Annotated in this window: 28 protein-coding genes, 2 pseudogenes and 1 other annotated feature; of the genes and pseudogenes, 15 read left to right on the top strand and 15 right to left on the bottom strand. The window is 61.7% G+C overall.

Features of this window, described 5'->3' with window-relative positions; translation table 11 throughout:
• The first annotated feature begins 209 nt into the window (after positions 1 to 209).
• Positions 210 to 1,253, top strand: coding sequence for an acyltransferase family protein (locus IY145_RS01165; RefSeq protein WP_196406560.1), 1,044 nt, complete (start codon positions 210 to 212; stop codon positions 1,251 to 1,253).
• Positions 1,254 to 1,314: 61 nt separating this feature from the next.
• Here IY145_RS01165 and mtnP read toward each other — a convergent pair whose 3' ends face one another.
• The 5 genes from mtnP to IY145_RS01140 all read right to left on the bottom strand — a co-directional run bounded on the left by mtnP (position 1,315) and on the right by IY145_RS01140 (position 4,888).
• On the bottom strand, positions 1,315 to 2,184 hold the full coding sequence (gene mtnP / locus IY145_RS01160) for an S-methyl-5'-thioadenosine phosphorylase (protein ID WP_196406559.1): 870 nt from the start codon (positions 2,182 to 2,184) through the stop codon (positions 1,315 to 1,317).
• A 213-nt stretch (positions 2,185 to 2,397) separates the two neighbouring features.
• Positions 2,398 to 2,880 (bottom strand): DoxX family protein, encoded by a 483-nt coding sequence (locus IY145_RS01155; RefSeq protein WP_196406558.1) that lies wholly within the window; start codon positions 2,878 to 2,880, stop codon positions 2,398 to 2,400.
• Positions 2,873 to 3,682, bottom strand: a complete 810-nt coding sequence (locus IY145_RS01150; protein ID WP_196406557.1) for a DNA-binding domain-containing protein — start codon at positions 3,680 to 3,682, stop codon at positions 2,873 to 2,875. The genes IY145_RS01155 and IY145_RS01150 overlap by 8 nt, the downstream gene beginning before the upstream one ends.
• Entirely contained in the window at positions 3,666 to 4,565 is a 900-nt protein-coding gene (locus tag IY145_RS01145) for a DUF692 domain-containing protein (RefSeq protein ID WP_196406556.1), read from the bottom strand. The genes IY145_RS01150 and IY145_RS01145 overlap by 17 nt, the downstream gene beginning before the upstream one ends.
• 14 nt (positions 4,566 to 4,579) lie before the next feature.
• Positions 4,580 to 4,888, bottom strand: coding sequence for a DUF2282 domain-containing protein (locus IY145_RS01140; RefSeq protein WP_196406555.1), 309 nt, complete (start codon positions 4,886 to 4,888; stop codon positions 4,580 to 4,582).
• 351 nt (positions 4,889 to 5,239) lie between these two features.
• On the opposite strand from IY145_RS01140, the gene tnpA reads away from it, so the two are divergent.
• The 3 genes and pseudogenes from tnpA to tnpC form a co-directional block, all read left to right on the top strand.
• The gene (tnpA, locus tag IY145_RS01135; protein ID WP_210332580.1) at positions 5,240 to 5,647 is read left to right on the top strand and encodes an IS66-like element accessory protein TnpA; all 408 of its coding nucleotides are present in this window, start codon (positions 5,240 to 5,242) and stop codon (positions 5,645 to 5,647) included.
• Positions 5,644 to 5,997 (top strand): IS66 family insertion sequence element accessory protein TnpB, encoded by a 354-nt coding sequence (gene tnpB, locus IY145_RS01130; RefSeq protein WP_142863738.1) that lies wholly within the window; start codon positions 5,644 to 5,646, stop codon positions 5,995 to 5,997. The genes tnpA and tnpB overlap by 4 nt, the downstream gene beginning before the upstream one ends.
• Positions 5,998 to 6,046: 49 nt before the next feature.
• A pseudogene (tnpC, locus tag IY145_RS01125) lies at positions 6,047 to 7,483 on the top strand (IS66 family transposase); the annotation flags it as partial.
• Between the two features lie 30 nt (positions 7,484 to 7,513).
• On the opposite strand, the gene IY145_RS01120 reads toward tnpC, so the two are convergent.
• Both IY145_RS01120 and IY145_RS01115 read right to left on the bottom strand, forming a co-directional pair.
• Positions 7,514 to 9,586 carry a recombinase family protein gene (locus tag IY145_RS01120; RefSeq protein WP_024881892.1) on the bottom strand — a complete coding sequence of 691 codons (2,073 nt, stop codon included), beginning with the start codon at positions 9,584 to 9,586 and terminating at the stop codon, positions 7,514 to 7,516.
• Positions 9,573 to 9,752 (bottom strand): hypothetical protein, encoded by a 180-nt coding sequence (locus IY145_RS01115; protein WP_024881891.1) that lies wholly within the window; start codon positions 9,750 to 9,752, stop codon positions 9,573 to 9,575. The genes IY145_RS01120 and IY145_RS01115 overlap by 14 nt, the downstream gene beginning before the upstream one ends.
• A gap of 306 nt (positions 9,753 to 10,058) precedes the next feature.
• On the opposite strand from IY145_RS01115, the pseudogene IY145_RS01110 reads away from it, so the two are divergent.
• From IY145_RS01110 to IY145_RS01090, 5 genes and pseudogenes are all read left to right on the top strand, one after another.
• Positions 10,059 to 10,289 (top strand): annotated as a pseudogene (locus tag IY145_RS01110) (transposase domain-containing protein); the annotation flags it as partial.
• A gap of 195 nt (positions 10,290 to 10,484) precedes the next feature.
• Positions 10,485 to 10,775 carry a hypothetical protein gene (locus tag IY145_RS25460; protein ID WP_312030528.1) on the top strand — a complete coding sequence of 97 codons (291 nt, stop codon included), beginning with the start codon at positions 10,485 to 10,487 and terminating at the stop codon, positions 10,773 to 10,775.
• A protein-coding gene (locus IY145_RS01100; RefSeq protein WP_210332579.1) for an IS3 family transposase occupies positions 10,735 to 11,972 on the top strand; the annotation gives its coding sequence in 2 pieces (ribosomal slippage) (positions 10,735 to 11,032 and positions 11,032 to 11,972; 1,239 coding nt in all). Before IY145_RS25460 ends, IY145_RS01100 begins: the two co-directional genes overlap by 41 nt.
• Positions 11,025 to 11,141: a sequence feature (AL1L pseudoknot), on the top strand. It overlaps the preceding gene by 117 nt.
• Before the next feature lie 10 nt (positions 11,973 to 11,982).
• Complete coding sequence (locus IY145_RS01095; protein WP_246721657.1) at positions 11,983 to 12,468, top strand: RNA polymerase sigma factor; 486 nt, start codon at positions 11,983 to 11,985, stop codon at positions 12,466 to 12,468.
• Complete coding sequence (locus IY145_RS01090) at positions 12,465 to 13,124, top strand: NrsF family protein (RefSeq protein WP_196406553.1); 660 nt, start codon at positions 12,465 to 12,467, stop codon at positions 13,122 to 13,124. Before IY145_RS01095 ends, IY145_RS01090 begins: the two co-directional genes overlap by 4 nt.
• Positions 13,125 to 13,314: 190 nt before the next feature.
• On the opposite strand, the gene IY145_RS01085 is transcribed toward IY145_RS01090, so the two are convergent.
• The 4 genes from IY145_RS01085 to IY145_RS01070 all read right to left on the bottom strand — a co-directional run bounded on the left by IY145_RS01085 (position 13,315) and on the right by IY145_RS01070 (position 16,464).
• Entirely contained in the window at positions 13,315 to 14,547 is a 1,233-nt protein-coding gene (locus tag IY145_RS01085; protein ID WP_196406552.1) for a cation:proton antiporter, read from the bottom strand.
• Positions 14,548 to 14,830: 283 nt separating this feature from the next.
• Complete coding sequence (locus tag IY145_RS01080) at positions 14,831 to 15,436, bottom strand: pyridoxamine 5'-phosphate oxidase family protein (RefSeq protein WP_196406551.1); 606 nt, start codon at positions 15,434 to 15,436, stop codon at positions 14,831 to 14,833.
• A 69-nt stretch (positions 15,437 to 15,505) separates the two neighbouring features.
• A complete protein-coding gene (locus IY145_RS01075; RefSeq protein WP_196406550.1) occupies positions 15,506 to 15,883 on the bottom strand; it encodes a DsrE family protein in 378 nt (125 codons plus the stop codon).
• Between the two features lie 116 nt (positions 15,884 to 15,999).
• Positions 16,000 to 16,464 carry a DUF1348 family protein gene (locus IY145_RS01070; protein WP_196406549.1) on the bottom strand — a complete coding sequence of 155 codons (465 nt, stop codon included), beginning with the start codon at positions 16,462 to 16,464 and terminating at the stop codon, positions 16,000 to 16,002.
• A gap of 127 nt (positions 16,465 to 16,591) precedes the next feature.
• Here IY145_RS01070 and IY145_RS01065 point away from each other — a divergent pair, with 127 nt between their 5' ends.
• Positions 16,592 to 17,491 (top strand): LysR family transcriptional regulator, encoded by a 900-nt coding sequence (locus tag IY145_RS01065; protein ID WP_196406548.1) that lies wholly within the window; start codon positions 16,592 to 16,594, stop codon positions 17,489 to 17,491.
• A 40-nt stretch (positions 17,492 to 17,531) separates the two neighbouring features.
• Here the strand turns inward: IY145_RS01065 and IY145_RS01060 are convergent, their stop codons facing one another.
• Both IY145_RS01060 and IY145_RS01055 read right to left on the bottom strand, forming a co-directional pair.
• Positions 17,532 to 18,143 carry a DUF2064 domain-containing protein gene (locus IY145_RS01060; RefSeq protein ID WP_196406547.1) on the bottom strand — a complete coding sequence of 204 codons (612 nt, stop codon included), beginning with the start codon at positions 18,141 to 18,143 and terminating at the stop codon, positions 17,532 to 17,534.
• A gap of 2 nt (positions 18,144 to 18,145) precedes the next feature.
• A complete protein-coding gene (locus IY145_RS01055; protein ID WP_196406546.1) occupies positions 18,146 to 18,811 on the bottom strand; it encodes a TIGR04283 family arsenosugar biosynthesis glycosyltransferase in 666 nt (221 codons plus the stop codon).
• Positions 18,812 to 18,981: 170 nt separating this feature from the next.
• On the opposite strand from IY145_RS01055, the gene IY145_RS01050 reads away from it, so the two are divergent.
• Genes IY145_RS01050 through IY145_RS01030 form a run of 5 tightly spaced genes read left to right on the top strand, consistent with a single transcriptional unit; the run spans position 18,982 to position 23,769 of the window.
• Positions 18,982 to 19,977, top strand: coding sequence for a radical SAM protein (locus tag IY145_RS01050; protein ID WP_210332578.1), 996 nt, complete (start codon positions 18,982 to 18,984; stop codon positions 19,975 to 19,977).
• The gene (locus tag IY145_RS01045) at positions 19,974 to 21,398 is read left to right on the top strand and encodes an NAD(P)/FAD-dependent oxidoreductase (protein ID WP_196406545.1); all 1,425 of its coding nucleotides are present in this window, start codon (positions 19,974 to 19,976) and stop codon (positions 21,396 to 21,398) included. The genes IY145_RS01050 and IY145_RS01045 overlap by 4 nt, the downstream gene beginning before the upstream one ends.
• Positions 21,395 to 22,090 (top strand): TVP38/TMEM64 family protein, encoded by a 696-nt coding sequence (locus IY145_RS01040; protein ID WP_196406544.1) that lies wholly within the window; start codon positions 21,395 to 21,397, stop codon positions 22,088 to 22,090. The genes IY145_RS01045 and IY145_RS01040 overlap by 4 nt, the downstream gene beginning before the upstream one ends.
• 51 nt (positions 22,091 to 22,141) lie before the next feature.
• Positions 22,142 to 22,720, top strand: a complete 579-nt coding sequence (locus tag IY145_RS01035; RefSeq protein ID WP_196406543.1) for a carboxymuconolactone decarboxylase family protein — start codon at positions 22,142 to 22,144, stop codon at positions 22,718 to 22,720.
• The gene (locus tag IY145_RS01030) at positions 22,717 to 23,769 is read left to right on the top strand and encodes a methyltransferase domain-containing protein (protein WP_196406542.1); all 1,053 of its coding nucleotides are present in this window, start codon (positions 22,717 to 22,719) and stop codon (positions 23,767 to 23,769) included. The genes IY145_RS01035 and IY145_RS01030 overlap by 4 nt, the downstream gene beginning before the upstream one ends.
• 52 nt (positions 23,770 to 23,821) lie before the next feature.
• On the opposite strand, the gene IY145_RS01025 is transcribed toward IY145_RS01030, so the two are convergent.
• Together IY145_RS01025 and IY145_RS01020 are read right to left on the bottom strand one after the other, a co-directional pair.
• A complete protein-coding gene (locus tag IY145_RS01025; protein ID WP_196406541.1) occupies positions 23,822 to 24,400 on the bottom strand; it encodes a carboxymuconolactone decarboxylase family protein in 579 nt (192 codons plus the stop codon).
• Positions 24,401 to 24,623: 223 nt separating this feature from the next.
• Positions 24,624 to 25,088: an SRPBCC family protein gene (locus IY145_RS01020; protein ID WP_196406540.1), complete on the bottom strand. Its 465-nt coding sequence runs from the start codon at positions 25,086 to 25,088 to the stop codon at positions 24,624 to 24,626.
• Positions 25,089 to 25,158: the final 70 nt, after the last annotated feature.

The raw sequence follows: 25,158 nt of genomic DNA, 5'->3' as shown, positions 1-25,158 counted from the left end.
CGCATCCACAACGCAATCGACGGTTTTGGTGACTGACGGATGAGAGAACGATCGATCTCGGTACAGATTTCTATCACGGAGCCGCGTCAGTCCGAAATCGCGGTTGCACGAGCAATGTGCCAAGGTCGACACCTTGTTGGCAATGGGGACGCAGCGCTGCGCCATCTCGGACTGGAACGCAGGCGGGGCGAGCGCTCGGAGCCGGGGAAATGATCAACTCCATGAGCCTCTCTAGTGAACGAGTCGATTGGGTAGATTATGCCAAGGGGTTCTGCATTATTTTCGTAGTGATGATGCACTCCACTCTCGGCGTCGAGGCAGCGGTCGGGAGAGAAGGCTTCATGCACTATCTGGTCGCCTTCGCGAAACCCTTCCGAATGCCGGACTTCTTCTTGATTTCGGGATTGTTTCTCGCGCGGGTGATCGACCGTGATTGGAAGACCTATCTCGACCGCAAAGTCGCGCATTTCGCCTATTTTTATGTGCTCTGGGCGACCATCCAATTCGTCGTCAAGATCCCGTCGCTCGCCGCCGAACTCAGCCCGCGCGTGATATTTCAGGAATATCTCCTGATTTTTATCCAGCCCTTCGGCACGCTGTGGTTCGTCTATCTGCTGCCGGTGTTCTTCATCCTCACGAAGCTCTTCCGTCGCGCTCCTCCCTGGGTTCTTTGGTCGATCGCTGCGGCCCTCGAAATCTCGTGTCTGGAGACCGGGGTCCTGATCATGGACGAGTTTGCGAGCCGCTTCGTTTATTTCTATACGGGCTATCTGCTCGCCCCCCGCATCTTTGGGCTCGCGAAGACCGTCCAACTACGACCACTATCCGCAATGACCACGCTCCTCCTGTGGGCGCTGGCGAATGGCTTTCTCGTGTCCAACGGGCAGTCGGAGCGGCCGTTCGTCTCGCTCGGGCTCGGGCTCTTCGGCGCCTGCGCGGTCGTTGGGGTATCCGCGCTGATGTCGATGTATGAAGTCTTCGCTCCGCTTCGCTACTGTGGCCGCAATTCGATTGTTATCTACCTTGGTTTCTTTCTGCCGATGGCGGCAAGTCGCATTGCGCTGGTCCAGACTGGGCTCATCACGGACGTCGGGCTGATATCCGTCTTTGTCACCATCGCCGGCGTCCTCGGATCGCTCACGCTGTTCTGGTTGGTTCGGGGTTCGGACTTGGGCTTCCTGTTCGCGAGACCGCGCATCTTTTGGCTCGACCGGAACGGCGTCCCCGGAAACATCGTTTCGTCTCAGAGATGACCTTGTCGGGCGTCGCAATGAAAGATAGGCTGTCGTGATCGGGGCTGCGACGTTAGCAAGTTCATTTCTTGAATCGTCTAGCGCCGATCGCATCGAGTTTGGAGAGCAACGACGCATCCCAGATAGCTGGGTCGCTGACAACGGCTGCATCCAGACATGTATCCACGGGCGACGGCTCCCGGAGTTCGGGAAGCATCTCCGTCAATGCGAAGATCAGGCGCCGCGCACCTTCCGCATTATTGTGCATAACGGCGAGGATAGAAGCGACATCCACCTCAGCCGCCTCGGTGCGCCAGCAATCATAGTCTGTGACCATACAGATATTGGCATAGGGGAGTTCCGCTTCGCGAGCGAGCCTCGCCTCGGGCATGGCAGTCATCTCGATCACGTCGCATCCCCAGCTTCGATATAGGCGGCTCTCCGCTCGGGTAGAGAACTGAGGTCCTTCGATAGCGAGATAAGTCACCCGCTCGACATGTTTCAGATTGGCTCTTTGCGCCGCGTGAGCAGCAAAATTCGAAAGCCGGGCACAGACGGGATCGGCCATCGATACGTGCGCCACCAATCCCGCTCCAAAAAACGACGTCGGACGGTTTACAGTTCGATCGATGTATTGATCGACGATCGCGAACATCCCCGGAGCCAAGTCTTCGCGGAGCGAACCTACGGCAGAAACCGACAGAACATCGGTGCATCCGGCGCGCTTGAGAACGTCGATGTTGGCTCGAGCATTGATAGCGCTCGGGGCGAGCGGATGGCCGCGACCATGCCGAGGAAGGAAAACCAGATTCACGCCATGGAGACGCCCAAGCAGAACCTCGTCGGAGGGCTGACCCCACGGGCTGTCGATCTTGACCCAGCGACGGTCCTTCAAGCCGTCGAATTCGTACAGGCCCGATCCACCGATCACGCCCAGCGTCCAGTCGTTCATAGTCGTTTCTCCAGGATCAACGGGCCTGACGAGCGCGTGCTTCTCGGACGAAAAGCCGTTTGAAAGCGCCGCATTGCCGAACGTAATTTTTGTGCCAGCCCAACAATCGCCAGAGTAGGCCTCTCAGATTGCCATTACGTCGGCAATCCGCCGGTCTCAACGACGCGGCCGGCGCCCTTCGCGCATAAGCCCACCGTACCGGTCAGAAGCCGGTCATTGCTGAGAGATACGAGGCGTGGACCGTTTGAACAAACGGTCCAACGAGAATTCACCTGCACCACGACAAAGCAAGATCGTCAACATTGCGGCCCATTGGATGTGCGTCGGCCACGCCTGCGGATAGATCAATATTTGGATGACGAGCGTCATCCCGAGCAAAATGAGAGCCGTCGGTCGTACAGCCAGGCCGAGAACGAGGAGAATCGGCGCGACTGTCTCGATGGTGATAACAAGATCGGCGGCAATGTGAGGAGGAATGAACGGCAGCGCATAGTCGGTTTCGAAGAGCTCGAGCGTCGTATCCCAATTGGCCAGATGGGCCGTGGCGGAATTCCAGAAGATCACTCCCACCGCAAAGCGTAGTGGAATCGCCAGTATCGAATAGGGAATATGGTCGAGCCAATCGACGACTCGTTCCGTTCGGCGCACCAAAGGGAGAAAATGCGTCTGGAAGCGAATAATACGAACTTCATTCATCGGAAGGTCTCACATTTTCTCTGATCCCTGGCCCGCGCCCGGAAAGCGTCAAGCCGACGAAACGGCCGGCGGCGAGATGGCCGGCGAGAAGGATGTCGACGTCGTTCGTCGACGCGGATTCGATTGCGGCCTCGACGGACAGCGAGGAAAAGAGCTGCTTCGCGAACCACCATGTCGCTTGGTCGCAAGAAACGACTTCGATCGTGTTGGCGCGACGCTCTACGAGAAGCCAGACAGCGCCGGAATCCAATCTGACCTGAGCCAGTTCGTTTTCGTCCTGCGACAGAACGGCGCGCCAGATCACGTCGACGGGGTAATCCGACTGCAGGAGCGTTATCGACGGATGCGGGATCAGATGGACGAGAGATCGTTCCTCGATGGACAGAGCAGCGAGCAGCGAGATGTCCATCGGCTCGACGTCATCGGCGTGGAGCGCAGCGCTGACCGCCCACTCCAATTTCGCGACATGTGGAAGATAGGGAAGCGAGCGGGCCGGCTCGAAATTCGACAGGAATTCAGGAAATCCCGATCCGTATTCGTCGAGATAGGCGCTCGTCGGCGGCTGTGCCTCGATAAATATACCCGCCGCATATTCGAAAAATTCCGCTCCGACCAACTTATGCACCGCCGGGAAAGTCAGGTGCAGAGCCGTCGTCAGACTGGCGAGGAATGTGTTGCGGTATATATTCAGCCGCGCCTCGGCCGACAGGCCACCGTCGATGACATATGGCGCCGCGAGGCTATCGTCTCCTATCGCCAAGCTGCGATAGATTCCGCGCTGGATATCAAGAAGCGTCGGCACAATTCGCCTCTAGCGCATGACGATGGAGCACGGCGGCGGCTTTCGCAGCTTCGCCGAGGAGTGAGGCGAGCGGCGGCACATTCGTATCCCACTCGATCAAAGTCGGAAGAGCGCCGAACCGCGATATCGCCTCATCGTAGAGTGACCAAACCTCGTCGCAGATCTGCGAACCATGGTCGTCGATCCTGAGAATCTGCCCCCCATCGAGGTGGCGAACGGTATGACCGGCGAGGTGAATTTCCCCGATTGCCGTGGCGGGCAGAGACCTGAGATAGAGATGCGGATCCCATCCGTGATTGCTCGCGCTGACATAGATATTGTTGACATCGCAGAGAATACCGCAGCCCGTGCGCTCGACGATCGCCGTCAAGAAATCCCACTCGGCTATCGTCGAATGTCGATAGCGGAGATAGGAAGATGGATTCTCGATCAGAAGCTGTCGCTTCAGGCGGTCCTGGACCTGCCCCACGTGACGGCAAACGAGGTCGAGCGCTTCGTCCGTCATCGGCAGCGGGAGCAAATCCGCGAGATAGCGGCCATTCACGACGCTCCATGACAGATGCTCGGAGACGAGCGCCGGCTGGATACGGTCGACCAGCTTTTCGATGCGAGCCAGATGTCGCTCTTGGAGCCCCTCCGCGCTCCCGAGCGATAGACCGACGCCGTGGAGCGAAATCGGGTAGTCCACACGGATCGCTTCAAGATATGCGAGAGGCTTTCCGCCACCCATGTAGTTCTCCGTGTGGACTTCGAGCCAGGGTATGGGAGGCCTCGTGCGAGCAATGATCTCATGGTGTTGGAAACGTAGCCCGATGCCGGCGCCGCCAAGCGCCGTGCAGATTACGGCGTGTGGGGCGGCGAATGTGGGGGTGGTGGAAAACATCCGCCGCCTCGCTTTCAGCCGGCCGTGGTCTTTCCGCCCTGGATTTTGCTGCAATCTCCGGCGGGCAGAAGAACAAAAGACTTCGGGTCACGGGGCTGAGAAGCCTGGCCGGCGCAGGAATGCGCGCCCTCCGCGCAATCATTCTTGGCCACGGCGTTGACGCCGTAGCACTTTTCCAGATGCTGAGCGGCCGCGCCCGCCGCATTGTCCTTGCCGGGCTGCGGCGCTTTGTTCTCCTGGGCGTTCGTCGGGAGAGCTTGCAGAACGAGCGCCAGACTCACGGCAGTGGACAGCGCGGACGCTGAAAAAATTCGACGACTCATGGATCCTCTTCCTTCATTGACCGCCTCGATCAGAGGCCGACACTATGATGTTCGCTGGACCTAGTTCGCGGGTTACTGCCACGTCGAAAATACTTGTCGATCCGATCGCCGCCACGGAGGTTCCCTCTTGCAATCCGCAATCGATCTCCCTCGCTGGCCTTTATCTCGTGACGAGATAGCAGTTTCGATCGGAAGGGGTCAGATGTTACTGTCTATGGCAAAAAATAATTGGAACCACACTGTGTGAAATCTGTAAGCGCCGTTGTTGCCCCATTGATTCTTTGGGTTCTGGCGGATTTTCGGATGTGAGATTCTTCTGAGGGACAGCCATGTCTCTGGAAGGATCCGAAGATGAACGAGAATGCGACGATCGAAACGGCTTTTGGCGCGGGATTTGTCGGACGTGTGGATTTTCGTCGTTCACGTTCGGGCAATCGGCTGTGGTCGAAGGAGCTGAAGGGCCGGATCGTGCGAGAGAGTCTCGCGCCTGGAGCGCGCGTCGCCGACGTGGCCCGCAAATATCGGATATGCGCGCAGCAATTGACGCAATGGCGCCGCCAGGCGCGCACTGGGCGGCTCGCGCTCGTGACCGACGGTCCCGCGGAGTTCGTGGAGATCGAGCTCGAGCAACCCGCGGCTCACAGCGAAGGTGATACGAAGATCGAGATCGTCGTCGGCAAGGTCGTGTTGCGGCTGGAGCAGGACACCGCGTCGACGCGCATCGCCGAGATCATGACTGCGCTGGAGCGTGGCGCATGATCATTCCGTCACAGGGGCTGCGGATCGTGCTCGCGGTGCGTCCCGTCGATTTTCGTTGCGGGCATGACGCGCTGGCCGCTCTTGTGCAAAACAAGCTCGGACTCGATCCGCATTCCGGCCTCATCGTCGTGTTCCGCTCGAAGCGAAAGGATCGCTTGAAGATTTTGCTGTGGGACGGAACCGGACTCGTGCTGATCTACAAGCGTCTCGGCGATAACGGCTTTTCTTGGCCGCAGGTCAGCGACGGCGTCCTGCAATTGAGCCGGGTGCAGTTCGAAGCTCTATTCGACGGGCTTCATTGGAAGCGTATCGGCGAGCGGATCGTGGCGACGCCGACTGCGGCGAGCTGATCGCAACTTCAGCTTCATTCGGCGCCTCCCTTGCGATAGATTCACCGATATGACGCCGAGCTTCGATCCCGCCAGACTCGCAGAGCTTTCTCCTGATCTGCGCGCATTTTTCGAAGCGCAGCGCGCCATGCTCGAAGCCGAACGCATCCGCGCCGATCGCGAGCATCGCCGCGCCGAGAACGAACTCGCCGCGCGCCTTCACACAGAGAGCGAGCTCGCAGCGTCGAAGGAGACGGTCGAACGTCTGCAATTGCTCGTCAAGGAATATGAACGCGCGCGCTTCGGCAAGCGTTCGGAGAAACTCGATCCCGATCAGTTGCAGCTCGTTCTGGAAGATATCGAGATCGCGATCGCCGAAGTCCAGGAGCGCGAGGACGATCGCGCGCGCCGCTCGGGACGCCCGGCGACGAGCGAGCGCGCCGGCCGCGCCGCGCGCGCCTTTCCTGCTCATCTGCCGCGCGTCGAGCGTGTGATCGAGCCTGCGAGCCTCGCCTGTCCCTGCGGCTGCGGCCTGATGGTTCGGATCGGCGAGGACCGCTCCAGCCGCCTCGACGTGACGCCGGCGCAATATCGCGTCATCGAGACCGTGCGGCCCCGCTACGCCTGTCCGAACGGATGCGCGGGCGTCGCTCAGGCGCCGGCTCCCGCGCATCTGATCGAGGGCGGCGTCCCCACCGAGGCGCTGCTGGCGCAAGTGGCGGTCGCCAAGTTCAGCGAGCACATGCCGCTCTACCGTCAATCGCAGGTCTTCGCGCGCCACGGGATCATGCTCGACCGCGCCGTTCTGGCCGATTGGATGGGAACGACGGCCTTCCACCTCGCGCCGATCGTCGAGCGTATGAGCGCGCTGATGAAGCTGTCCGGCCGTCTATTCATGGACGAGACGCGGGCGCCGGTTCTCGATCCCGGCCGCGGCCGGACGAAGACGGGCTATCTCTGGGCCGTTCTGCGCGACGACCGCGGGCACGGCGGCGCCGATCCGCCGATCGTGGTCTATCATTACGCGCCGGGTCGCAGCGGCGAGCACGCCGAGCGGATGCTCGAAGGATTCGACGGCGTTCTCCAGGTCGACGGCTATGGCGGCTATCATCGTCTGGCGCGCGCCGAACGCAAAGGCGGCGCGCCGTTGCGGCTCGCCTGGTGCTGGAGCCACGGAAGGCGCGAGATCATCGCCGCCACGCCGAAAGCGGGCTCGCCCATCGCCGAAGCGATCCTGGCGCGCATCGCCGCGCTCTATGCGATCGAGGCGGAGATCAGGGGCAAAGAGGCGTCCATCCGGCAGAGCGTTCGCGCCGAACGGTCGCGGCCTCTCGTCGTCGAGCTCGAAGAGTTTTTACGCGCCCAGGCCGCGCGCCTGTCCGGCCGCAGCGACATGGGCAAGGCGGTCGCCTATCTCTTGAATCACTGGAGCGGGCTGACCCTGTTCCTCGACGATGGTCGCGTCGAGATGGACACCAACCTCGTCGAAAATCAGATTCGGCCGCTGACGATGCGTGAGTCATTGTACGCCCCTTCTTCAAGTATCTGGAAACATTGGAAGCGTGTCCGCGTCAACAGCGCGACACGGGCGGCCTTTACGGGCCACCGCGGTTTTCACCGGGTCCGACGCCAAGTCGTCGGCCCGTATTTGATGCGGGGCTCCGGCGACAACCTGCACCGCAGGAAGGACACCCGTTTTGATCAGGCGCCGAATCGTATGGTGTGTGACGTCTAACAGCTTTGCCGCCTCCCTCATGGTGAGCCATTCGCCGTCCTTTTCCGCAGATCGATAGGCATGGATTCCGCGCACGCGTCGAACGGAAGCAACGCGATGCGCTGTCCAGGTTTTGCCTTGGCCTGTGGGCATGCCCATTCGATTGAGCGACGCGGCGATATGCTCGTCCGACCAGCGACCGGCCATGCTGCGCATCACCGCCAAAGCGTCCTCGGTAGTTGCGCATCCATGCTCACCAGCCCGTGGTTTACGGACACGCAGTTCGGAATGCTGACCGCCGCGCCAATGAATCGTGAGCACGACCTCGCGCGCATCATCGTCGACGTCGACGATAATGTCGGCGATCAGTGTCCGCAGCAGTTTCTGTCGGGCGCGCATCGTAACATTCGGCGCATGCCATGCTGCCGATAAGTTGTCTGCGAGGTTCGAGAATGCGCTCGGGTCGACCTCGATGTTTGACGTCCGTTCCGCGGGCTGGCGTATTTCCAGGTCCCGGACACGCCGCAGCGCCGTCTCCCAGTTTTTTTCTAACTGCGCAGCGATCATACGATTGTCAGGATCACAGGCGGCGTAACGACGCTCGGCCAGACTCGCCTCATAACGAGCCTGCTGCATTTCCATGTCGAGGATGCGTTGCTGGTCTTCCTGTTGTTCCCGGTGCATCCGCTCCGCCTCAAACGCCGCTTCGATCGCCATTGGCTCCACCGCCAGCAACAACTCTCGGGAGACAGCCGCGTCGACCCGCGGGCCGCCAAAGGTCATGCACCGTGGCAGCCCCATCATAAGGTTTGGCTTGTCGCAGCGATACACCGGCCGGCTCTGAGGATTGCCCGTATACGCGACGCTCAGTCGTCGTCCGCACCGCCGGCAAGTCATCACGCCCGACAGAAGCGCCTTGCCGCCCCGGCCGGACTTCACGCCTCCGGCACTGCCATAATTGTTGAGAGCGAGCTGCTTCTGGTTGCGCTCATATTCCGCCCAGTCGATATAGCCTTCGTGATGATCCTTGATCATCACCTCCCATGTCCCGATCGGCTTGCCATGGCCGTAGCTTCGCCGCGCCCTTCCGTCGACAATGGAGGTGCGTTTCTCACTTTTCCCGTAAACGTAAACCCCTGCGTAGAAGGGATTCTTGAGAACGGCGATCACGTTACGGTAGCGGATCGGCGTCCAGTCGAAGCTCGTCATGCGGCCCTCGTCAGAGGGGCGTGGGAAGTGGATTTGATCGGCTTTCATCGAGAGCAGCACCTGGCGCGCGCTCCCGAGTTTTTGAAAGCGGACGAAGATGACGCGAATAACCTCCTGGAGGCGCTGATCTGGATCAAGGCCGAGCCCGGCTTCCCGGTGCCAGATGTAGCCGAAGGGAACCGACAAGCGCAGCTCGCCCCGGCCGGCCTTGGACCGGGCGGCGTCCAACATCCGGGTGCGTAGCACGCCGAGTTCGAACTCGCTGATGCTGCCTTTCATGCCAAGAAGAAGGCGATCATTGGGGCGACACGGGTTATAGACCCCCTCGCCATCAATGACGCGGGCTTCGACGAGCCCACACAATTCAAGCAGGTGATGCCAATCGCGGCCGTTTCGCGCGAGCCTGGACGCATCGAAGCACAAAACAGCGCCGACCTTCCCGGCGCACAGCCACGCCACCAAGCGGTCGAAGCCGGGGCGCGCCACCGTTCCGCTCGCCGACCGGCCGAGATCGTCGTCGATGATTTCAACATCCACGAAACCGTGTTGGCGGGCGACGTCGACCAGATCATATTGACGCCGTTTGCCCTCCAGATTGGTCATCACCTGGGATTGCGTTGACTGGCGTACGTAGACGACAGCCTTCCTCTTGAGGATGACCGCCGGAATGATTTCAGCGCTTGTCATCGTCAAGCTCCTCGACGCTGAGGCCGGCTGCCTGCATCAGGATCTGAGCCAACGCCAAAATGATCTCGTCCCGCTCCGCCGAGCCGAGCCTTTCCAGCCTGGTGTTGTCGAATAACAGGGTCAACTGCCGAGCCGGCTCCACTGCCGGCGCTTTGGGAGACTGCATTGCCTTCCTCCGGAACGATCGCAATATCGCTCCGGCACTGTGCGGGATTGATCGCACCTATCAACACTCGCTCCAACTCGACGAGGGCGGCCACATCGACACGCGGGCCGCCAAGCGTCATTCCGGCGCAGATGGCGGGATCAAGCATCCAGCCTGCCATCGAGACCACAACGCCGGCAGGCCCCAGCACTTTGAGAAATTGCCCAGTTGCTCGCTGCTCCACCCGACGTACAGCAACCTTGCTGCCAAAATACGGATGCCACCGGTAATGGACTTCCAACTCCTGCCCGACATGGGCAGAATGAACGGGTGATGACTCTCACGCGCAAGAATGCGTTATTCGCGGGGCACGATGAAGGTGGACGTACATGGTCACGTCTCGCTTCGCTGATTGCGACATGCAAGCTGAACAGCGTCGATCCCTATGCCTGGATGAAGGCGACGCTCGAGGCGATCGCCGACGGCCATCCGCAGTCGCGCATCGACGAGCTGATGCCCTGGGCCTTCAAATCCTCGTCGCCGACGCCAGCCGCCTGATCGCTCGCCAGCACGCTGACCTAATCGCTGGCAAAGCTTTGCGCCAAAGGCGTGCAATGCCTTGTCGCAACGAATTGCAAGCTGCTCTTCCATTCCCGCGGTAATGGGACGGAAACGGCGCTTACTGAAATCTGGTGTATGCGATCAAGGTTCGGGAGGCAGACTACCGCCCGAGATGCGAGAGGACACACGGAAATGACCTCGGGGCTGTCCAAGCGCGCGACGCCCTTGACGCTGGTCAGGGAAACCGCCGCTTCTCGCGACGCGACTGATAACGGAAGCGACAGTGGTTCGCATCGCGATCTCGATTGGTCGATTCTAATGGCGCATGCTCAAGCGGGAGACGGAGCCGCCTATCGACGCCTGCTTCGGGAAATTGCTCCTCACCTGCGCAGTGAACCGCGCCGGGATTGCCGGAGGCTCCAAGCCTTGAGAGGATGGAGCCATGGATACGAAGAAGAAGACATCGAACAGATTTTCACCTGAGGTTCGGGAACGGGCGGTTCGGATGGTGCTGGAGCACCGGGGCGATCATGCCTCGCAATGGGCGGCGATCGCCTCGATCGCGGCGAAGATCGGCTGCACGGGCGAGACGTTGCGGAACTGGGTCCGCCAGGCGGAGCGCGACTCGGGCGCCCGCCCTGGCGCGACGACGGATGAGCGCGAGCGGATCAAGGCGCTGGAGCGCGAGAACCGCGAGTTGCGGCAGGCCAATGATATCCTGCGCAAGGCGTCGGCTTATTTTGCGGCGGCGGAGCTCGACCGCCGCTCGAAACAATGATCGCCTTCATCGACGATCACCGGGACAAGCACGGGGTCGAGCCGATCTGCAAGCTGTTGCCGATCGCCCCTTCCACCTATTGGGCGCATGCGGCGCGCCGGCGTGACCCTGCGAAGGCCTCGGCCAGAGCGCGCCGAGACGCGGTCCTTCGCAAAGAGATACGGCGCGTCTACGACGAGAACTTCCAGGTCTATGGCGTACGCAAGGTGTGGAAGCAGTTGGACCGGGAGGGCGAAAAGGTCGCGCGCTGCACGGTGGCGCGGCTGATGCGGAACATGGGGTTGCAAGGGATCGTGCGCGGCCGGCCGGTCAAAACGACGGTGAGCGACCGCAAGGCTCCATGCCCGCTCGACAAGGTGAACCGGCAATTTCGGGCGGCGCGGCCGAATGCGCTGTGGCTGTCCGACTTCACTTATGTCTCGACTTGGCAAGGCTTCGTCTATGTGGCTTTCGTGATCGACGCCTTCGCTCGGCGGATCGTCGGCTGGCGCGCCTCGCGCACGGCGCATGCGGGCTTCGTGCTCGACGCGCTCGAGCAGGCGCTGCATGATCGTCGGCCGGTTCATGGCGGCGGCCTCGTCCATCATAGCGACCGCGGCGTTCAATACGTCTCTATAAAATACACCGAGCGCCTCGCCGAGGCCGGCGTCGAACCATCGGTCGGCAGCGTCGGCGACAGCTACGACAACGCGCTCGCCGAGACGATCAACGGGCTCTACAAGGCCGAGCTGATCTGGCGACGCGGGCCGTGGCGAAACTTCGAAGCGGTCGAGTTCGCCACGCTCGAATGGGTCGACTGGTTCAACAATCGAAGACTGCTCGAGCCGATCGGAAACATTCCGCCGGCCGAAGCCGAAGCGCGCTATTATGCGCAACTCGAGGAGCCCGCCATCGCGGCGTGACTCAAACCAAATGGCCTCCGGCGATCCCGGCGCGGTTCACAGCCTCGCCGCCCGTCGCAATAGAGACACGAGCGAGATCGAGGATGCCGTGCAGGATATTCTGCTGACGGTCCATCTGATGCGGGAAACCTACGATCCGACGAGACCATTCGGACCGTGGCTCTTCTCTATCGCCAATCGTCGCATCATCGACCGACTTCGGCGACGCGGGCGTTTGAAGGCGCGCGAAGAACCACTGACTGCCGAACACGAAACTTTTCCCGCGGAAGAAGCGAACCTCATAGAACAGCGCTCTGAACGCCGTGCGCTCCACGAGGCAGTCGACAGCTTGCCGATGCGTCAACGAGAAGCCATCCTGCTCCTCAAGTTGAAGGAGATGTCCTTGAAGGAAGCGGCGTCGATCACGGGTATGTCGGTGACCGCGATGAAGGTTGCGACCCATCGCGCCCTCGACAGCCTCAGGAAGAAGCTTTCGGGGACGAGGGAAGGCATATGACGTCCACGCCGGAGCTCATTGAGCTGCTAGCCGCCAATCTGAAACCTGTCCAGCGATTGCGGCCACCCATCGTTCGAGCATTTGGTTGGCTACTACTGGCCGCAGTTATCGTCGCGCTGCTCGCTGTTGTCGAGGGCTTTCGGACGGAACTCGGGATCTGTTTGCGTCAAGCAAACTTCCTCATGAATCTCATCAGCGCTCTTGTGACAGGGGTGTCAGCGATCCTGGCTGCCTTCATGTTGAGCCTACCCGATCGGTCACGGCATTGGATTTACTTGCCCGTTCCGTCGCTTGCGCTCTGGATGTCGGGCATCGGGTATCAGTGCCTCACCAACTGGATCAGCGTGCAACCAGGCGGCGTCACCTTGGGAGAAACGTCTCGCTGCTTTGCAACCCTCGTTTTGACGAGCCTGCCGCTATCGCTCGCATCTCTGCTCATGCTCCGCTGCGTGGCTCTGCTCAGACCGTTGGAAGTCATCTGCACTGGCAGTCTCGCTGTTGGTGCGGTTACCGCGATCGCTATGTCGCTATTTCATGTATTGGACGCCACCGCGATGGTTCTGATTTGGCATCTGGGGACAGCTTGCTTGTTCGTCGGGATAGGTGCAGTTGTCGGTTCTGTCGCAAATTTTGCGCGGCGCGGGCCGGGGTTATGATTGGCTGTGTAGGGCTAGGGACGGCGGAACAGCACGATGATCGAGTTCAAGGGGCGGCCAATTTTCGAAAGGTGACCTGTTCCTCCCTGCGGACTCTGGTGCATGCCGCGTGAACGAGGCATTTGAAACTTCCTCCGCTTTTGTCGACAGCCGTCGTCGGAGCGCATTGACGAGAGACGTGTTACCATCGTCACTTGACCAAGAATTTTAGGGAGGATTGGAAGGTCAGCCCTTGAACAAGGATGGAGAACAGAACGACGATATAGGTGATCGGCAGGATAATGGATTTCTCTGGGCCGGCTGGCAACGCCAACGCCATCGCGATAGACAAGCCTCCACGCAACCCACCCCATGTGAGCAGTCCGATCATTCTCCAGTCCAAAAACTGCCTCGGGGACACGAAGCTAATCGGGGCACCCACACTGACGATCCTCCCGCTCAGAACCGCCGCTATCGCCATGCCGCCCAGCAGGATGTGCTGTTTTGTGATCGTGATGACGATGACCTCCAGTCCAATCAGTATGAATAGGACGCCGTTGAGGATTTCGTCCAACAGTTCCCAAAAGTCGTCGAGCCGAGTTCGAGTAAGCTCGGACATGCCGAAGTTCCGCCCGTGGTTGCCGACGACGAGTCCTGCAGTCACGATGTAGATCGGCCCCGAGACATGAAGCAGGTCGGCGATGACATAGCCTCCCGTGGCCAAGGCAAGCGTCAGAAGCACTTCAACCTTATAAGAGTCGATCGAGCGTAACAGTCGATAGGTTATCCATCCGAGGAGAAGACCCAGGACTGCCCCGCCGAACGCCTCTCGGACGAGAAGCAACGCGACCGTCGAGAACTCCAACTCCTGTGCTCCAGTCGCAAGACCGAGAATGGTGAGGAACACGACGACGCCGATGCCGTCATTGAAGAGGCTTTCGGCTCCGATCTTGACATAGAGTCTTTTCGAGATCCCGGCCTCCCTGAGAATGGAGAGTACGGCGATCGGATCGGTCGGAGAGATCAATGCGCCAAAAAGCAACGCGTATAGGTAATGGAGTCTCAAACCAACTAGGTCGGCTCCCCACCAGACCAGGGTCCCTGTGATGAATGTCGACGCCACGACGCCAAACGTCGCGAGCACCGCTACCGGCCATTTAACATTGTTCAGGTCATCGAAATTAATATGCAAGGCCCCTGCAAAAAGCAGGAACGAAAGCATCCCGTGCAGGAGGACTTCTGAGAAGTCAATTTGTCCGACAAAGGCGCTGGCGACAGACAGATCCATCCAGCCCATTTTGTCGAGCAGGAGAGCGATTAGAGATATCAAGAACGAGAAGGCCATCATTCCGATCGTCGCCGGGAACTGGAGATATTTCTGGTTCAGGTATCCGCCGACCGCTGTCAGCGTCAGGATGGCCGCGGTTATCTCGAATACGGTCATGTTGGCCCTTGCATCCGGATGATAGAATCAATGAACTGTAACAGGTTTGTCATCCTGGTCGACTCGGGTCCAAGAATAGAAGCTCTCAAGCGACCCAAACAGAGACTACGTCTGTTCGCCGGACGGCTCGCGTCGTGGTGATAGACTGACCGGAGCGCCCGTCAACAATTCCGCGCAGTCGATCGAACTCTCGACCGGGCTAGATCATCCCTGTACGGGAGCATCATGCACGAACTACAAATCGCGAGCTCTATTTCACTTTCGGCGCAAGTTAGAATCGAGTTCAGCGCCGCAGCTGTTCTATCATCGCTTCGAGCTCGGCGATTCGCCGATCCCGCTTCGCCAGCATATCGTCGACCTCGTCGGCGTCGATCTTGCGCGGAATGTGCTGAGGGCAGTTGGCGTCCCAGGCCGACACCCTGAACAAAAGCACGCGCTCGGGCGCCGCGGCGTAGTCATCGGGCGTCACTGATCGGAGCAAGGCGTCATCTCCTTCCACCATGGAGGCCTCGCCCCAAATCTTGATCCGGCGCCGGTTCGCATAGTCCATCAGAAAAATGAACGCCTTGCGGCTCTCGAGCAGATTGCCTTGCGAGATGAACTGACGGTTGCCTCTGAAATCGGCCATCGCCAAGCTATGCTCGTCGATCGGCCTGAGGAAGCCGCGCGGCCCGCCGCGGTGCTGGATATAGGGTTGGCCCTCGGCGTTCACGGTCGCGAGGTAGAAGCTGTTCTGCTGGGCGATGAAGGCGGCCAGCTGAGGGGTGATGCGGTCCTGCCAGCCGCGCGCCTCCATTTTGGCGTAGGCGTCGCGCGAGCCATTGCGGCGCTGGAGCTGCTTCACCGTCTCGGTGAAGGCGATGTCGCTGTTGGGGCGTTGATTGTCCATGATCGATCCCTTGGCGGAGTCGAGGGAGCGGGCGCCCAGCCGCGAAAGCGGCCGGGCGCAGAACGGAGATCAGAATGTGACGAGGCTGTAGCCCTGGTCGAGATAGCTCGACAGATCGAGCACGCCCGGCGTTCCGGGAATCGCCTTTTCGTAATCGAGCTTCAGTCCGGTCTTGCGGGCGTCCTCTGTGGCGCCGAAGACATCCGCGCAGCCGCCGCACACGCCCGCGACGACATCCTTCACCGCTTCGTAGAGAGCATGCGCCGCGTGGTCGGCCTTGACGAGCTGCGCAGGCCAGCGCGTGCCGGCGCCCTGGAAGACGACGGCGACGTCTTTGCCTTTTTCCTTGAGCTCGTAAGCGAGGAACAGGCCGTTGAAGAGGCGGCCGAGCGCTTCCTCGGAGCCGGGCTTCGGATCGGAATAGATGATGATGGCGGTCTTGCTCATGGGTTTCTCCTTGCGTTTGCCGATAATTTCCGAATGTTTTGGAAGCGAGCCTCTAAGGCTCGCTCTTGTCCACCGGCGTCGATGTGAAATCAGACCGAGTCGGAGTCCGCTCGCCGTCAGAGGCCGAGATCGCTCAAGCTCGGATGATCATCCGGACGCCTGCCGAGCGGCCAATGGAACTTCCGATCGGCGGCGGAGATCGGAACATCGTTGATGCTGGCGATGCGCAGGCGCATGAGGCCCTGCTCGTCGAACTCCCAATTTTCATTGCCGTAGGAGCGAAGCCAGCTCCCGCTGTCGTCACGCCATTCATAAGCGAAGCGGACGGCGATCCGATTCTCGCGGAACGCCCACAGCTCCTTGATGAGCCGATACTCCAGCTCTCGCGACCATTTGCGCTCGAGAAAGGCTTCGATCCGTTCGCGGCCGACAATGAATTCGGCGCGATTGCGCCAGCGGCTGTCGATCGAATAGGCCTGCGCGACGCGTTCCGGATCGCGGCTGTTCCAGGCGTCCTCGGCGAGGCGCACTTTTTGGGCGGCGGTTTCGGCGGTGAAAGGCGGCAGTGGCGGTCTCGACATGATTTCCTCCTCCGATCGGCGCATGTGAGCGAGGCGTTTTGCCTGTCACCCGGAAGATGATAGATGACGGACGAAACGATAATCGCCTTTCTTGGCACGACATCGTTGCGGTAGGCGCAGCAATCTGATGGACCGCTTCGACACGATCACTGCCTTCATCGCGGTCGTCGACCACAAGGGCTTCGCGCCGGCGGCGCGAAGCCTCGGCGTCTCGGCGTCCCTGGTGACACGACTCGTCGCCGCGCTCGAGGAAAGGCTCGGCGTGCGGCTTCTGCAACGAACGACCCGCTCCGTCGGCCTCACGGATGCAGGCGCGCGCTTTCTCGAGCGCGCCCGGCGGATCGTCGCCGATCTCGAGGAGGCCGAGCGCGTCGCCGAGAATGAGCAGAGCGCGCCGAGAGGACGGCTGAGCCTGTCCGCGCCGCTGATGTTCGGTCGCATGCACATAGGGCCGTTGATCGGCCGCTATATGAACGCGCATCCGCAGCTCACCGTCGAGCTGTCGCTCTCCGATCGCTTCGTCGATCTCGTGGAAGAAGGATTCGATCTCGCTCTGCGCATCGGCCATTTGTCCGACTCCGCGCTGGTCGCGCGCAGGATGGGCGCGACGCGGCGGGTCGTCGTCGGCTCTCCGGCCTATCTCGAGACGAGACGCGCGCCGATGACGCCAGCCGATCTCGAGCAGCATCGGTTGATTTCCTGCACGTCCCTGACGCCGGCCGGCCGCTGGCGCTTCTGGTCGGACGGCGAACGCTTCGACGTCGATGCGGCGCCCGCCTATGTGACGAACAGCGCCGAGGCGGCGATCTGGCATGCCGAGAACAATGGCGGGCTGACCATCGCCGCCGGCTATCAGATCATCGAGCTGGTCCGCGCCGGCAGGCTCGCGGTCGTGCTCGCCGATTATGAGCCGGCGCCGCTGCCGATCCATTTCGTCTATCCCAGCGCGCGGCTTCTGTCGGCGAAAGTGAGATCTCTGATCGACCTCGCGGCGCGCGACTGCGATTGGACCTTTGTGGATTTCTGACGCTCGCCCGATGAGGCGGCGGGGCGACAGTCTCCATCCGTCAGCGCCGCGCGAAATGCGTGTCGAGCAAGCCTCGCTGGCGCAGACGGATGAAGGATCGCGCATCGTCCACATCCTCGAGCATGTCGAGCAGCGCGACCGATGATCCAGTCAGATTGGCGAGGCTGTCGGCGAGCGCGTGCTCGGTCGACCATCTCACCGCGTCGAACGGCGCCAGGAAGCGCGAGCGACGACGCAGGCCGACCGCCCAATAGCCGCCATCGGTCGCGGGGCCGAAGACGGCCGTGTGGTCGCCGAGAGCGCGGAAGCCGCGCGCCACCATCTCCCTCGTTATACCCGGAATGTCGCTGCCGATGATCAGCACGGGACCGGGCGGCGGCCGTCGCGCGACGCGCGCCATGCGCTGGCCGAGGTTTCCCTGGCCTTGCGGGAGAATGCCGAACCCGGCCGGCCACGGCCCCGAGCGATCCGGCGTGACCGCGAGCCATGTGGTCCAACGCGGATCAGCGCCGAGGCGGCGGAGCATCAAGGACAGCGCCGTCCGCTGAAATCGCAGCGCCTCGATTGCTCCGATCTCGGCCGCGAGCCGGCGCTTGCCGGCGCCATATCGGGGCCAGCGCGTGAAAATGACGAGATGGCGCGCGAGCGTCATCGTCAGCCGTAGACGCGCCGAATGACATGCGGCGGAACGCCGAGGAAATAGAGCGCCAGGCAGGCGAGGTTGCGCAGGCTGCGCCGCGTCCAGCCGTCGCGGCGCCATCGCGCCGCCGAGGTGAGGGCCGTTTTGGGGAGAACTGTCAGCCGCTTGCCGCCGACCCTCCGCACCATGTCCACGTCCTCCATCAGAGTCAGCGAGCGAAACCCTCCGAGACCATCATAAAAGGCGCGGCTGATCAGCAACCCCTGGTCGCCATAGGGCAGGCCCAACCACCGCACACGCCATGCGACCAGGCGCTCCAAACGTCTCGCCTGCGCGGACTCATCGTCGAGCGCGAAACGGAACACAGCCGCCCGCCGCCGGTTGGCGGGATCGGCGCAGAAGATTTCGACGGCCTTCCGCCACCCCGGCTCCAGGACCGTATCGGCGTGCAGAAACAATAGCCAGTGTCCGCGCGCCGCCTCGGCTCCGGCTTGCAGCTGCACACCGCGTCCCATAGGCGCGGCCTCCAGCCTCGCGCCGGACGCGCGGGCGATCGCGACACTGGCGTCCTCGGAGCCGCCGTCGACGACAATGATATCGTCCTCCGCGCCGAGCGCGGTGAGCGTTCGCGGCAGAGTCGCGGCGGCGTCGAGTGTCGGAATGACGATGGATAAGTTCATCTGCTCGCAGCCCTTCCTCTACGGCCGAATTTCGCTGCGAGAGCGAAAAAGGTTACCGCTGCCCGAAGCATTGTTTGGAATTGGCTGTGGACGGCTGTCTGAAACGCATATGTGAAACATTTCACCCGTCGGGAACGAAATAGGCGGTAGACGCAGAGAGGAGCGAGCGGATGCAATTCGATGCTTCCGAGATGGCGGCCGGCTGGGCCGATCCCTCTCGGGCGCCTTCGGGCCCGGCGAAATTCAGCGATCCGTTCGTCACCGCCCGCGGCGAGAGGCGCGCGCATGCGCCATTCGTGCGCCTCGAGACGCTGTGGTTCAACACGGGCACGCTGTGCAATCTCGGCTGCCGCGATTGCTACATCGAATCCTCTCCCAAGAACGACAGCCTGGCCTATTTTACGCGTGAGGACGCTCAGGCCTTTCTGGAGGAGGCGGCGATAATTGCGGAAGGGCCGCTCGAGATCGGATTCACCGGGGGCGAGCCCTTCATGAATCCCGATCTTCTCGGGATGGTGGAGGACAGTCTCGCCGCAGGCCATCGCGTTCTCGTGCTGACCAATGCGATGCGGCCGATGCAGCGCGTCGCGCCCGCTCTGCGCGAGCTGAACATGCGCTTTCCGGGTCGGCTGGCGTGCCGCGTGTCGCTCGACCATTTTCGGGCGGAGGATCACGAGACCATTCGCGGGCCGAACAGCTGGGCGCCCGCCATCGAAGGATTGCTCTGGCTCGCCGCCAATCGTTTCGACCTCGCCGTCGCGGCGCGGATGGCGTCGAGCGATGGCGAAGCCGAGACGCGCGCGGGATTTCGCGATCTGTTCGACGCGCTCGGCGTCGCCATCGACGCCGATGATCCAGCGCGGCTCGTGCTGTTCCCCGAGCTGGCCGCGAACGACGATCCACCCGAGATCAGCGAAAGCTGCTGGACCGTGCTTGGAAAGTCGCCGGAGCAGATGATGTGCGCGCGCTCGCGCATGGTGTTGAAGCGCAAGGGCGTCGAGACGCCGATCGTCGTCTCCTGTACGCTATTGCCCTATGCGCAGGCGTTCGAGATGGGCTCGACCCTCACGGAGGCGATGCGCCCCGTGAGCCTCAATCACGTCCATTGCTCGCGCTTCTGCGTTCTCGGCGGCGCGACATGCAGCGCGACGGGAGCGGCGCGATGAGCGAAGACATTCAGGCCGATATTTGCGTCATCGGAGCCGGCTCCGCCGGTCTGTCGGTCGCGGCGGGCGCGGCGCAGCTCGGAGCGCGCACCGTCTTGATCGAGGCGCAGAAGATGGGCGGCGACTGCCTCAACACCGGCTGCGTGCCGTCGAAATCGCTGCTGGCGGCGGCGAAGGCCGCGAAAGCCGTGGCGCGAGCGCGCCGATTCGGCGTGCGAGCCGACGAGTCGCACGTCGATTTCGACGCGGTCAACGCCTATGTCCACGGCGTCATCGACGCCATCGCCCCGCATGATTCGATCGAGCGCTTCACGAGCCTCGGATGCGTTGTGATCGAAGGGCGCGCGCGCTTCGTCGATCCGCGAACCGTAGAGTCCGCAGGAAAGATCATTCGCGCGCGGCGCTTCGTGATCGCCACCGGCAGCCGCGCCGCCGTGCCGCCAATTCCCGGGCTCGACAGCGCGCCTTATTTCACCAATGAGACGATCTTCGACAATAAGGTTCTGCCGCGACGTCTGCTGGTGATCGGCGCGGGGCCGATCGGTTGCGAGTTGGCGCAGGCGCATCGCCGGCTCGGGGCGCAAGTGAGCATCTTCGACCTCGGCCCTCTGCTTCCGAAGAACGATCCAGACGCCGCCGCCGTCATTCGCGACGCGCTCGTAGAGGACGGAATCGATCTGCACGAGAACGTGGACATTCTCCGCGTCGAGACGCGCGCCGAAGGCGTCGCCATCGTGCTGCGAAACGGCGCCGACGAAAGCGAGATCGAAGGCTCGCATCTGCTCGTCGCCGCCGGCCGAAAGCCAAATGTCGAAGATCTCGGGCTCGACGGCGCGGGCGTGCGCTATTCGCAAAAAGGCGTCGAGACCGACGCCCGGCTGCGCACGAGCAACAAGCGAATCTTCGCCGCCGGCGATGTGGCGGGCGGGCTCCAATTCACCCATCTCGCCAGCTATCACGCCGGCATCATCATCCGCAACGCGCTGTTCCGGCTGCCGGCGAAAAGCCGACCGAAGGCCTTTCCATGGGTGACCTATACCGATCCGGAGCTCGCGCAAGTCGGACTCACCAAAGCGCAGGCGCGGGAGAGAGGCGGCGACATTCGCATCCTGCGAGTCGATTTCGCCGACAATGACCGCGCTTGCGCCGAGAGCGAGACGCGTGGATTCCTCGAGGTCGTGGTGACGAAGGGCGGGCATGTGCTGGGCGCGACCATCGTCGGCCACAATGCCGGCGAGTTGATAACGCCCTGGACCCTGGCGATCTCGCAAGGGCTGAAGATCGGCGCGCTGGCCAATCTCATCGTCCCCTATCCAACGCTGAGCGAAATCTCCAAGCGCGCCGCCGGCGGCTATTTCAGCCCTGCGCTGTTTTCGGCGCGGATGCGCGCGCTCGTCCGCTTTCTCGGAGCTTTCGGATGAGCCTGAAGCGACTGGCCCCTCTGTTCGCGCTCGCGGCGCTGATCGCGGCGGCTTTCTATTTCCGCGTGGACCAATATCTCACGCTCGACGCCTTGCGCGACAATCGCGCCGCGCTGTCGGACTTCGTCCAGTCACGCACCGTCGCCGCGGCGTCGGCCTATGTGCTCGCTTATGTCGGAGTCGTCGCGCTCTCGCTGCCCGGATCAGCGATCATGACGCTCGCGGGAGGGTTCCTGTTCGGCGTACCGCTCGGAGCGACATTGACCGTCGTCGGCGCGACTCTGGGCGCGACCCTGCTGTTCCTCATAGCCCGCTCGGTCGCGGGCGACGTCCTGCGCGAGCGCGCCGGACCTTTTCTCGCGCGCATGGCCGACGGCTTTCGCAAGGACGCTTTCAACTATCTGCTGTTCCTTCGCCTCGTTCCCGCATTTCCGTTCTGGGCCGTCAATCTGGGGCCCGCGCTGCTGGGAATGCGCATGAAGCCCTTCGTCACGGCCACCGCGATCGGCGTCGTGCCCGGCACACTGGTCTTTGCGGCGTTCGGAGCAAGTCTCGGCGAGATATTCGACGCCGGCGCAGACGTGCGGTTGCAAGACGTGTTCAGCCCCACATTGATCGCCGCGTTGCTCGGACTAGGCGCTCTGTCGCTGCTACCAGTGGTCGTGCGACGCCTGCGCGAAAGATCGCGATGACCAACGCGGTCGAGCGCATGCTGCACCCTCCCTTTCGAACGGAGACTCCTCGTGCCAATCGTCGAAGCCAAGCCGATTTCCCGATATCCCTGGTTCATTCGTCTCTTCTTCTGGAAGCAGAAGCTGACCTATGGACGAGTTCTCGATCCGGGCCTGCTTTGGGGGCGCTCGCCTCTGGTCTTCGCGGCCGCGGCGCTGTTATACGGCGCCTTGAACCGACGTTCCTCGCCTTTGTCGCCGGCGCTGCGCTCATTGCTGACCGTGCGCGTCTCGCAGATCAATCATTGCGCCTTTTGCGTCGACATCAACTCCGCGACATTGGCGAAACGCGGCGTCGCTATGGACAAGATCGACGCGCTCGCGAACTGGCGCGATAGCCCGCTATTCGCTCCGGACGAGCGGCTCGCGCTGGAATATGCCGAGGCGATGACATTGACCGAGCCGGGCGTCAGCGACGAGCTGCGCGCCAGATTGAAAGAGCATTGGAGCGACGATGCGATCGTCGAATTGACCGGCCTCGTCGCCTTTCAAAATCTCTCCTCGAAATTCAATGCGGCGCTAGACGTTCCCTCACAAGGCTTTTGCAAGGTGCCGGCGGGAAAAGCCGATCCGAAAGGGCGAAATTCATGAACATTGAAGCCGTCAAGGACTATTACGGAAAGACGCTGCGCAGCTCCGACGATCTCAAGACCATGGCCTGCTGCACGCCCGACAGCATGCCCGCGCGGGTGAAGGCGCTGCTGTCGAATATCCACGATGAGGTTCTAACGAAATATTACGGATGCGGACTGGTCGCTCCCGAGGAGCTGAAAGGCCGGCGGGTTCTCGATCTCGGCTGCGGCTCCGGGCGCGATGTCTATCTCATGTCGCAGCTCGTCGGTCCGTCGGGCGAGGTCGTCGGCGTCGACATGACGCCGGAGCAGCTCGAAACCGCGACGGCGCATATCGAGTGGCACAGGGAAAGATTCGGCTATGCGCGCAATAATGTGCGCTTTCTGCATGGCTATATCGAGCGGCTCGACGCGCTCGGCCTCGAGCGGGCGAGCTTCGACGTCATCGTCTCCAATTGCGTCGTCAATCTCTCCATCGACAAGCCGGCGGTTCTTAAAGGCGCGTTCGATCTCTTGAAGCCGGGCGGGGAGTTTCACTTCGCCGATGTCTACGCCGACAGGCGCCTCGATCCGGCGTTGCGCGACGATCCCGTCGTTTATGGAGAGTGCCTCGGCGGCGCGCTCTATTGGGGCGATTTTCTGGCGCTCGCCAAAGCCGCCGGCTTCGGCGATCCACGCCTCGCAGCCAGCCGGCCGCTGGAGATCACCGATTCGGAGATCGAGGAAAAGATCGGCGCGGCGCGCTTCTATTCGGCGACCTATCGCCTGTTCAAGATCGAAGGCCTCGAGCCTGCATGCGAGGACTACGGCCAAGCGGTGATCTACAGAGGCGGCGTTCCTGAAGCGCCGCACCGCTTCACGCTCGACAGCCATCATGTGATCGAGAAGGGCCGGCTCTTCCCCGTCTGCGGCAATAGCTGGCGCATGCTGAAGGAGAGCCGCTTCGCTCCCTATTTCGATTTCCTCGGCGACTTCTCGACGCATTTCGGCATTTTTCCCGGCTGCGGCACGAATATTCCCTTCACGGGCTCCGCTGATCAGAGCCGGGGCGCAGACGCGTGCTGTTGAGAAGCGGCGCCCGGCCGCTCATTGCGACCGGGCGCCTTTCGCCTTTGCGAAATCAGGCGGCTTCCTTCCACACCCGAGACGCGAAGACGTCGTCGACAGGCGTGTGGAAGAGATGATTGGCATAATTCGACCAGGTCTTCACGCCGATCGCGAGAATGACGCCGAGAATGTTCTTCTCGCTGTAACCGGCGGCGAGAAACTCCTGCACGGCGCTCTCGCTCGGCCGACCACGCGTCTCGACCATGACATGCGTGAATATCGCAAGCGCCTGCAGCCGCGAATCCGGGATCGCGCGACCGTCGCGAATGGCGTCCGTGACTTCGGTCAGAACCTTTGACATTTTATCCGCGACGAAGCTGTGCGCCGCCATGCAATAGTGACAGCCGTTCGCGCGGCTGATGACGAGGAATATCAGCTCCTGCTCGATCGACGTGAAGCCGGCGTCGCGTCGAAAGGCGGCGTAGGTCGTGGAATAGGCCTCGAGCAGGGCCGGCTCGTTCGCCATGGCGCCATACATGTTGGGAACAAAGCCGAGTTGCCGCTTGGCGGCATCCAGCAAGTCGCGCGCCTTGCCGGTCGCGGTTTCGATGGTCAGGAGGCCGAGCTCCTTGATCTTATAAATCGTCGTCATTGTGATCTCTCCCCTGTTATTGTCCTGTCGATCGTCTCGGATCGTCATCCGTGAAGGCTTGTCTGCACGTCTTCGACACGCAACCTGTCGAAGCCCTTCACCTTCGACGGAGAGCACGGGCTCTCTGACTCTTTGGCGAGGTCGAATTTCGAGCGCCGGATGAGCTGCTCCCCAAAGGCCGGTTGATCTGAGCACAATCTTGCCTTTCGATCTCTCGGCTGCGTCAGTTGTTGGCCAACAAGCTCTCGACGGACTTCTGCCGCAGCCCCTCGAGCACGCTCTCCATCAGCTCCTTCATTTTTCCGCGCAGCAACAATAGGTCGAGCAAGTGGCCCACGGGTCCGAATTTGGGCGTGTAAGTGATTTGCATGATGGCTCGGGACCCCGCCCTATTCGGGGACACTGCAAGCGTCGTCCGCACCTCCCGGATAGGCATCGTGCCGGCGTAGATTTCGACGGTGTAGCTTTCGCCTGTGCGCCAATCGACGACGCGTTCGTCGATCCAGTTTCGCCCATCCTTGAGTTCGCAGCGGCGTTCCGCGCCAACACCTTCGCGCGGCGTGCCGTCGATGTGGATTGAGCGGGACAGGTTCGGATTAAAGGCGGCGATGTGTTGAAAATCCTTGAGCAGCGCCCAAACGACGCCAGCGTCAGCGGCGATGTCGAGTTCGACCCTGAGGGTGGTCATTCTTGGTCTCCTGGTTGCGGACCGCTCGAAAGAGACGTAATATTCTCTTATTGGGCCAGTCATAAGAGAA

Origin of the sequence: Methylosinus sp. H3A (assembly GCF_015709455.1) — a bacterium.
GTDB lineage: Bacteria > Pseudomonadota > Alphaproteobacteria > Rhizobiales > Beijerinckiaceae > Methylosinus.
The sequence above is the reverse complement of the archived record's forward strand: the minus strand, read 5'-3'. Positions and strand labels throughout refer to the sequence as shown.

Bases quoted from the DNA above. Each gene is read 5' to 3' on its own strand.
- mtnP (WP_196406559.1), bottom strand. From the start codon at position 2,184: ATGAACGACTGGACGCTGGGCGTGATCGGTGGATCGGGCCTGTACGAA.
- IY145_RS01085 (WP_196406552.1), bottom strand. From the start codon at position 14,547: ATGACCGTATTCGAGATAACCGCGGCCATCCTGACGCTGACAGCGGTC.
- IY145_RS01055 (WP_196406546.1), bottom strand. From the start codon at position 18,811: ATGAACTTATCCATCGTCATTCCGACACTCGACGCCGCCGCGACTCTG.
- IY145_RS01070 (WP_196406549.1), bottom strand. From the start codon at position 16,464: ATGTCGAGACCGCCACTGCCGCCTTTCACCGCCGAAACCGCCGCCCAA.
- IY145_RS01140 (WP_196406555.1), bottom strand. From the start codon at position 4,888: ATGAGTCGTCGAATTTTTTCAGCGTCCGCGCTGTCCACTGCCGTGAGT.
- IY145_RS01080 (WP_196406551.1), bottom strand. From the start codon at position 15,436: ATGGACAATCAACGCCCCAACAGCGACATCGCCTTCACCGAGACGGTG.
- tnpB (WP_142863738.1), top strand. From the start codon at position 5,644: ATGATCATTCCGTCACAGGGGCTGCGGATCGTGCTCGCGGTGCGTCCC.
- IY145_RS25460 (WP_312030528.1), top strand. From the start codon at position 10,485: ATGACCTCGGGGCTGTCCAAGCGCGCGACGCCCTTGACGCTGGTCAGG.
- IY145_RS01145 (WP_196406556.1), bottom strand. From the start codon at position 4,565: ATGTTTTCCACCACCCCCACATTCGCCGCCCCACACGCCGTAATCTGC.
- IY145_RS01075 (WP_196406550.1), bottom strand. From the start codon at position 15,883: ATGAGCAAGACCGCCATCATCATCTATTCCGATCCGAAGCCCGGCTCC.
- IY145_RS01090 (WP_196406553.1), top strand. From the start codon at position 12,465: ATGACGTCCACGCCGGAGCTCATTGAGCTGCTAGCCGCCAATCTGAAA.
- IY145_RS01095 (WP_246721657.1), top strand. From the start codon at position 11,983: ATGGCCTCCGGCGATCCCGGCGCGGTTCACAGCCTCGCCGCCCGTCGC.
- IY145_RS01155 (WP_196406558.1), bottom strand. From the start codon at position 2,880: ATGAATGAAGTTCGTATTATTCGCTTCCAGACGCATTTTCTCCCTTTG.
- IY145_RS01120 (WP_024881892.1), bottom strand. From the start codon at position 9,586: ATGACAAGCGCTGAAATCATTCCGGCGGTCATCCTCAAGAGGAAGGCT.
- IY145_RS01165 (WP_196406560.1), top strand. From the start codon at position 210: ATGATCAACTCCATGAGCCTCTCTAGTGAACGAGTCGATTGGGTAGAT.
- IY145_RS01020 (WP_196406540.1), bottom strand. From the start codon at position 25,088: ATGACCACCCTCAGGGTCGAACTCGACATCGCCGCTGACGCTGGCGTC.
- IY145_RS01045 (WP_196406545.1), top strand. From the start codon at position 19,974: ATGAGCGAAGACATTCAGGCCGATATTTGCGTCATCGGAGCCGGCTCC.
- IY145_RS01040 (WP_196406544.1), top strand. From the start codon at position 21,395: ATGAGCCTGAAGCGACTGGCCCCTCTGTTCGCGCTCGCGGCGCTGATC.
- IY145_RS01050 (WP_210332578.1), top strand. From the start codon at position 18,982: ATGCAATTCGATGCTTCCGAGATGGCGGCCGGCTGGGCCGATCCCTCT.
- IY145_RS01030 (WP_196406542.1), top strand. From the start codon at position 22,717: ATGAACATTGAAGCCGTCAAGGACTATTACGGAAAGACGCTGCGCAGC.
- IY145_RS01025 (WP_196406541.1), bottom strand. From the start codon at position 24,400: ATGACGACGATTTATAAGATCAAGGAGCTCGGCCTCCTGACCATCGAA.
- tnpA (WP_210332580.1), top strand. From the start codon at position 5,240: ATGAACGAGAATGCGACGATCGAAACGGCTTTTGGCGCGGGATTTGTC.
- IY145_RS01115 (WP_024881891.1), bottom strand. From the start codon at position 9,752: ATGCAGTCTCCCAAAGCGCCGGCAGTGGAGCCGGCTCGGCAGTTGACC.
- IY145_RS01065 (WP_196406548.1), top strand. From the start codon at position 16,592: ATGGACCGCTTCGACACGATCACTGCCTTCATCGCGGTCGTCGACCAC.
- IY145_RS01060 (WP_196406547.1), bottom strand. From the start codon at position 18,143: ATGACGCTCGCGCGCCATCTCGTCATTTTCACGCGCTGGCCCCGATAT.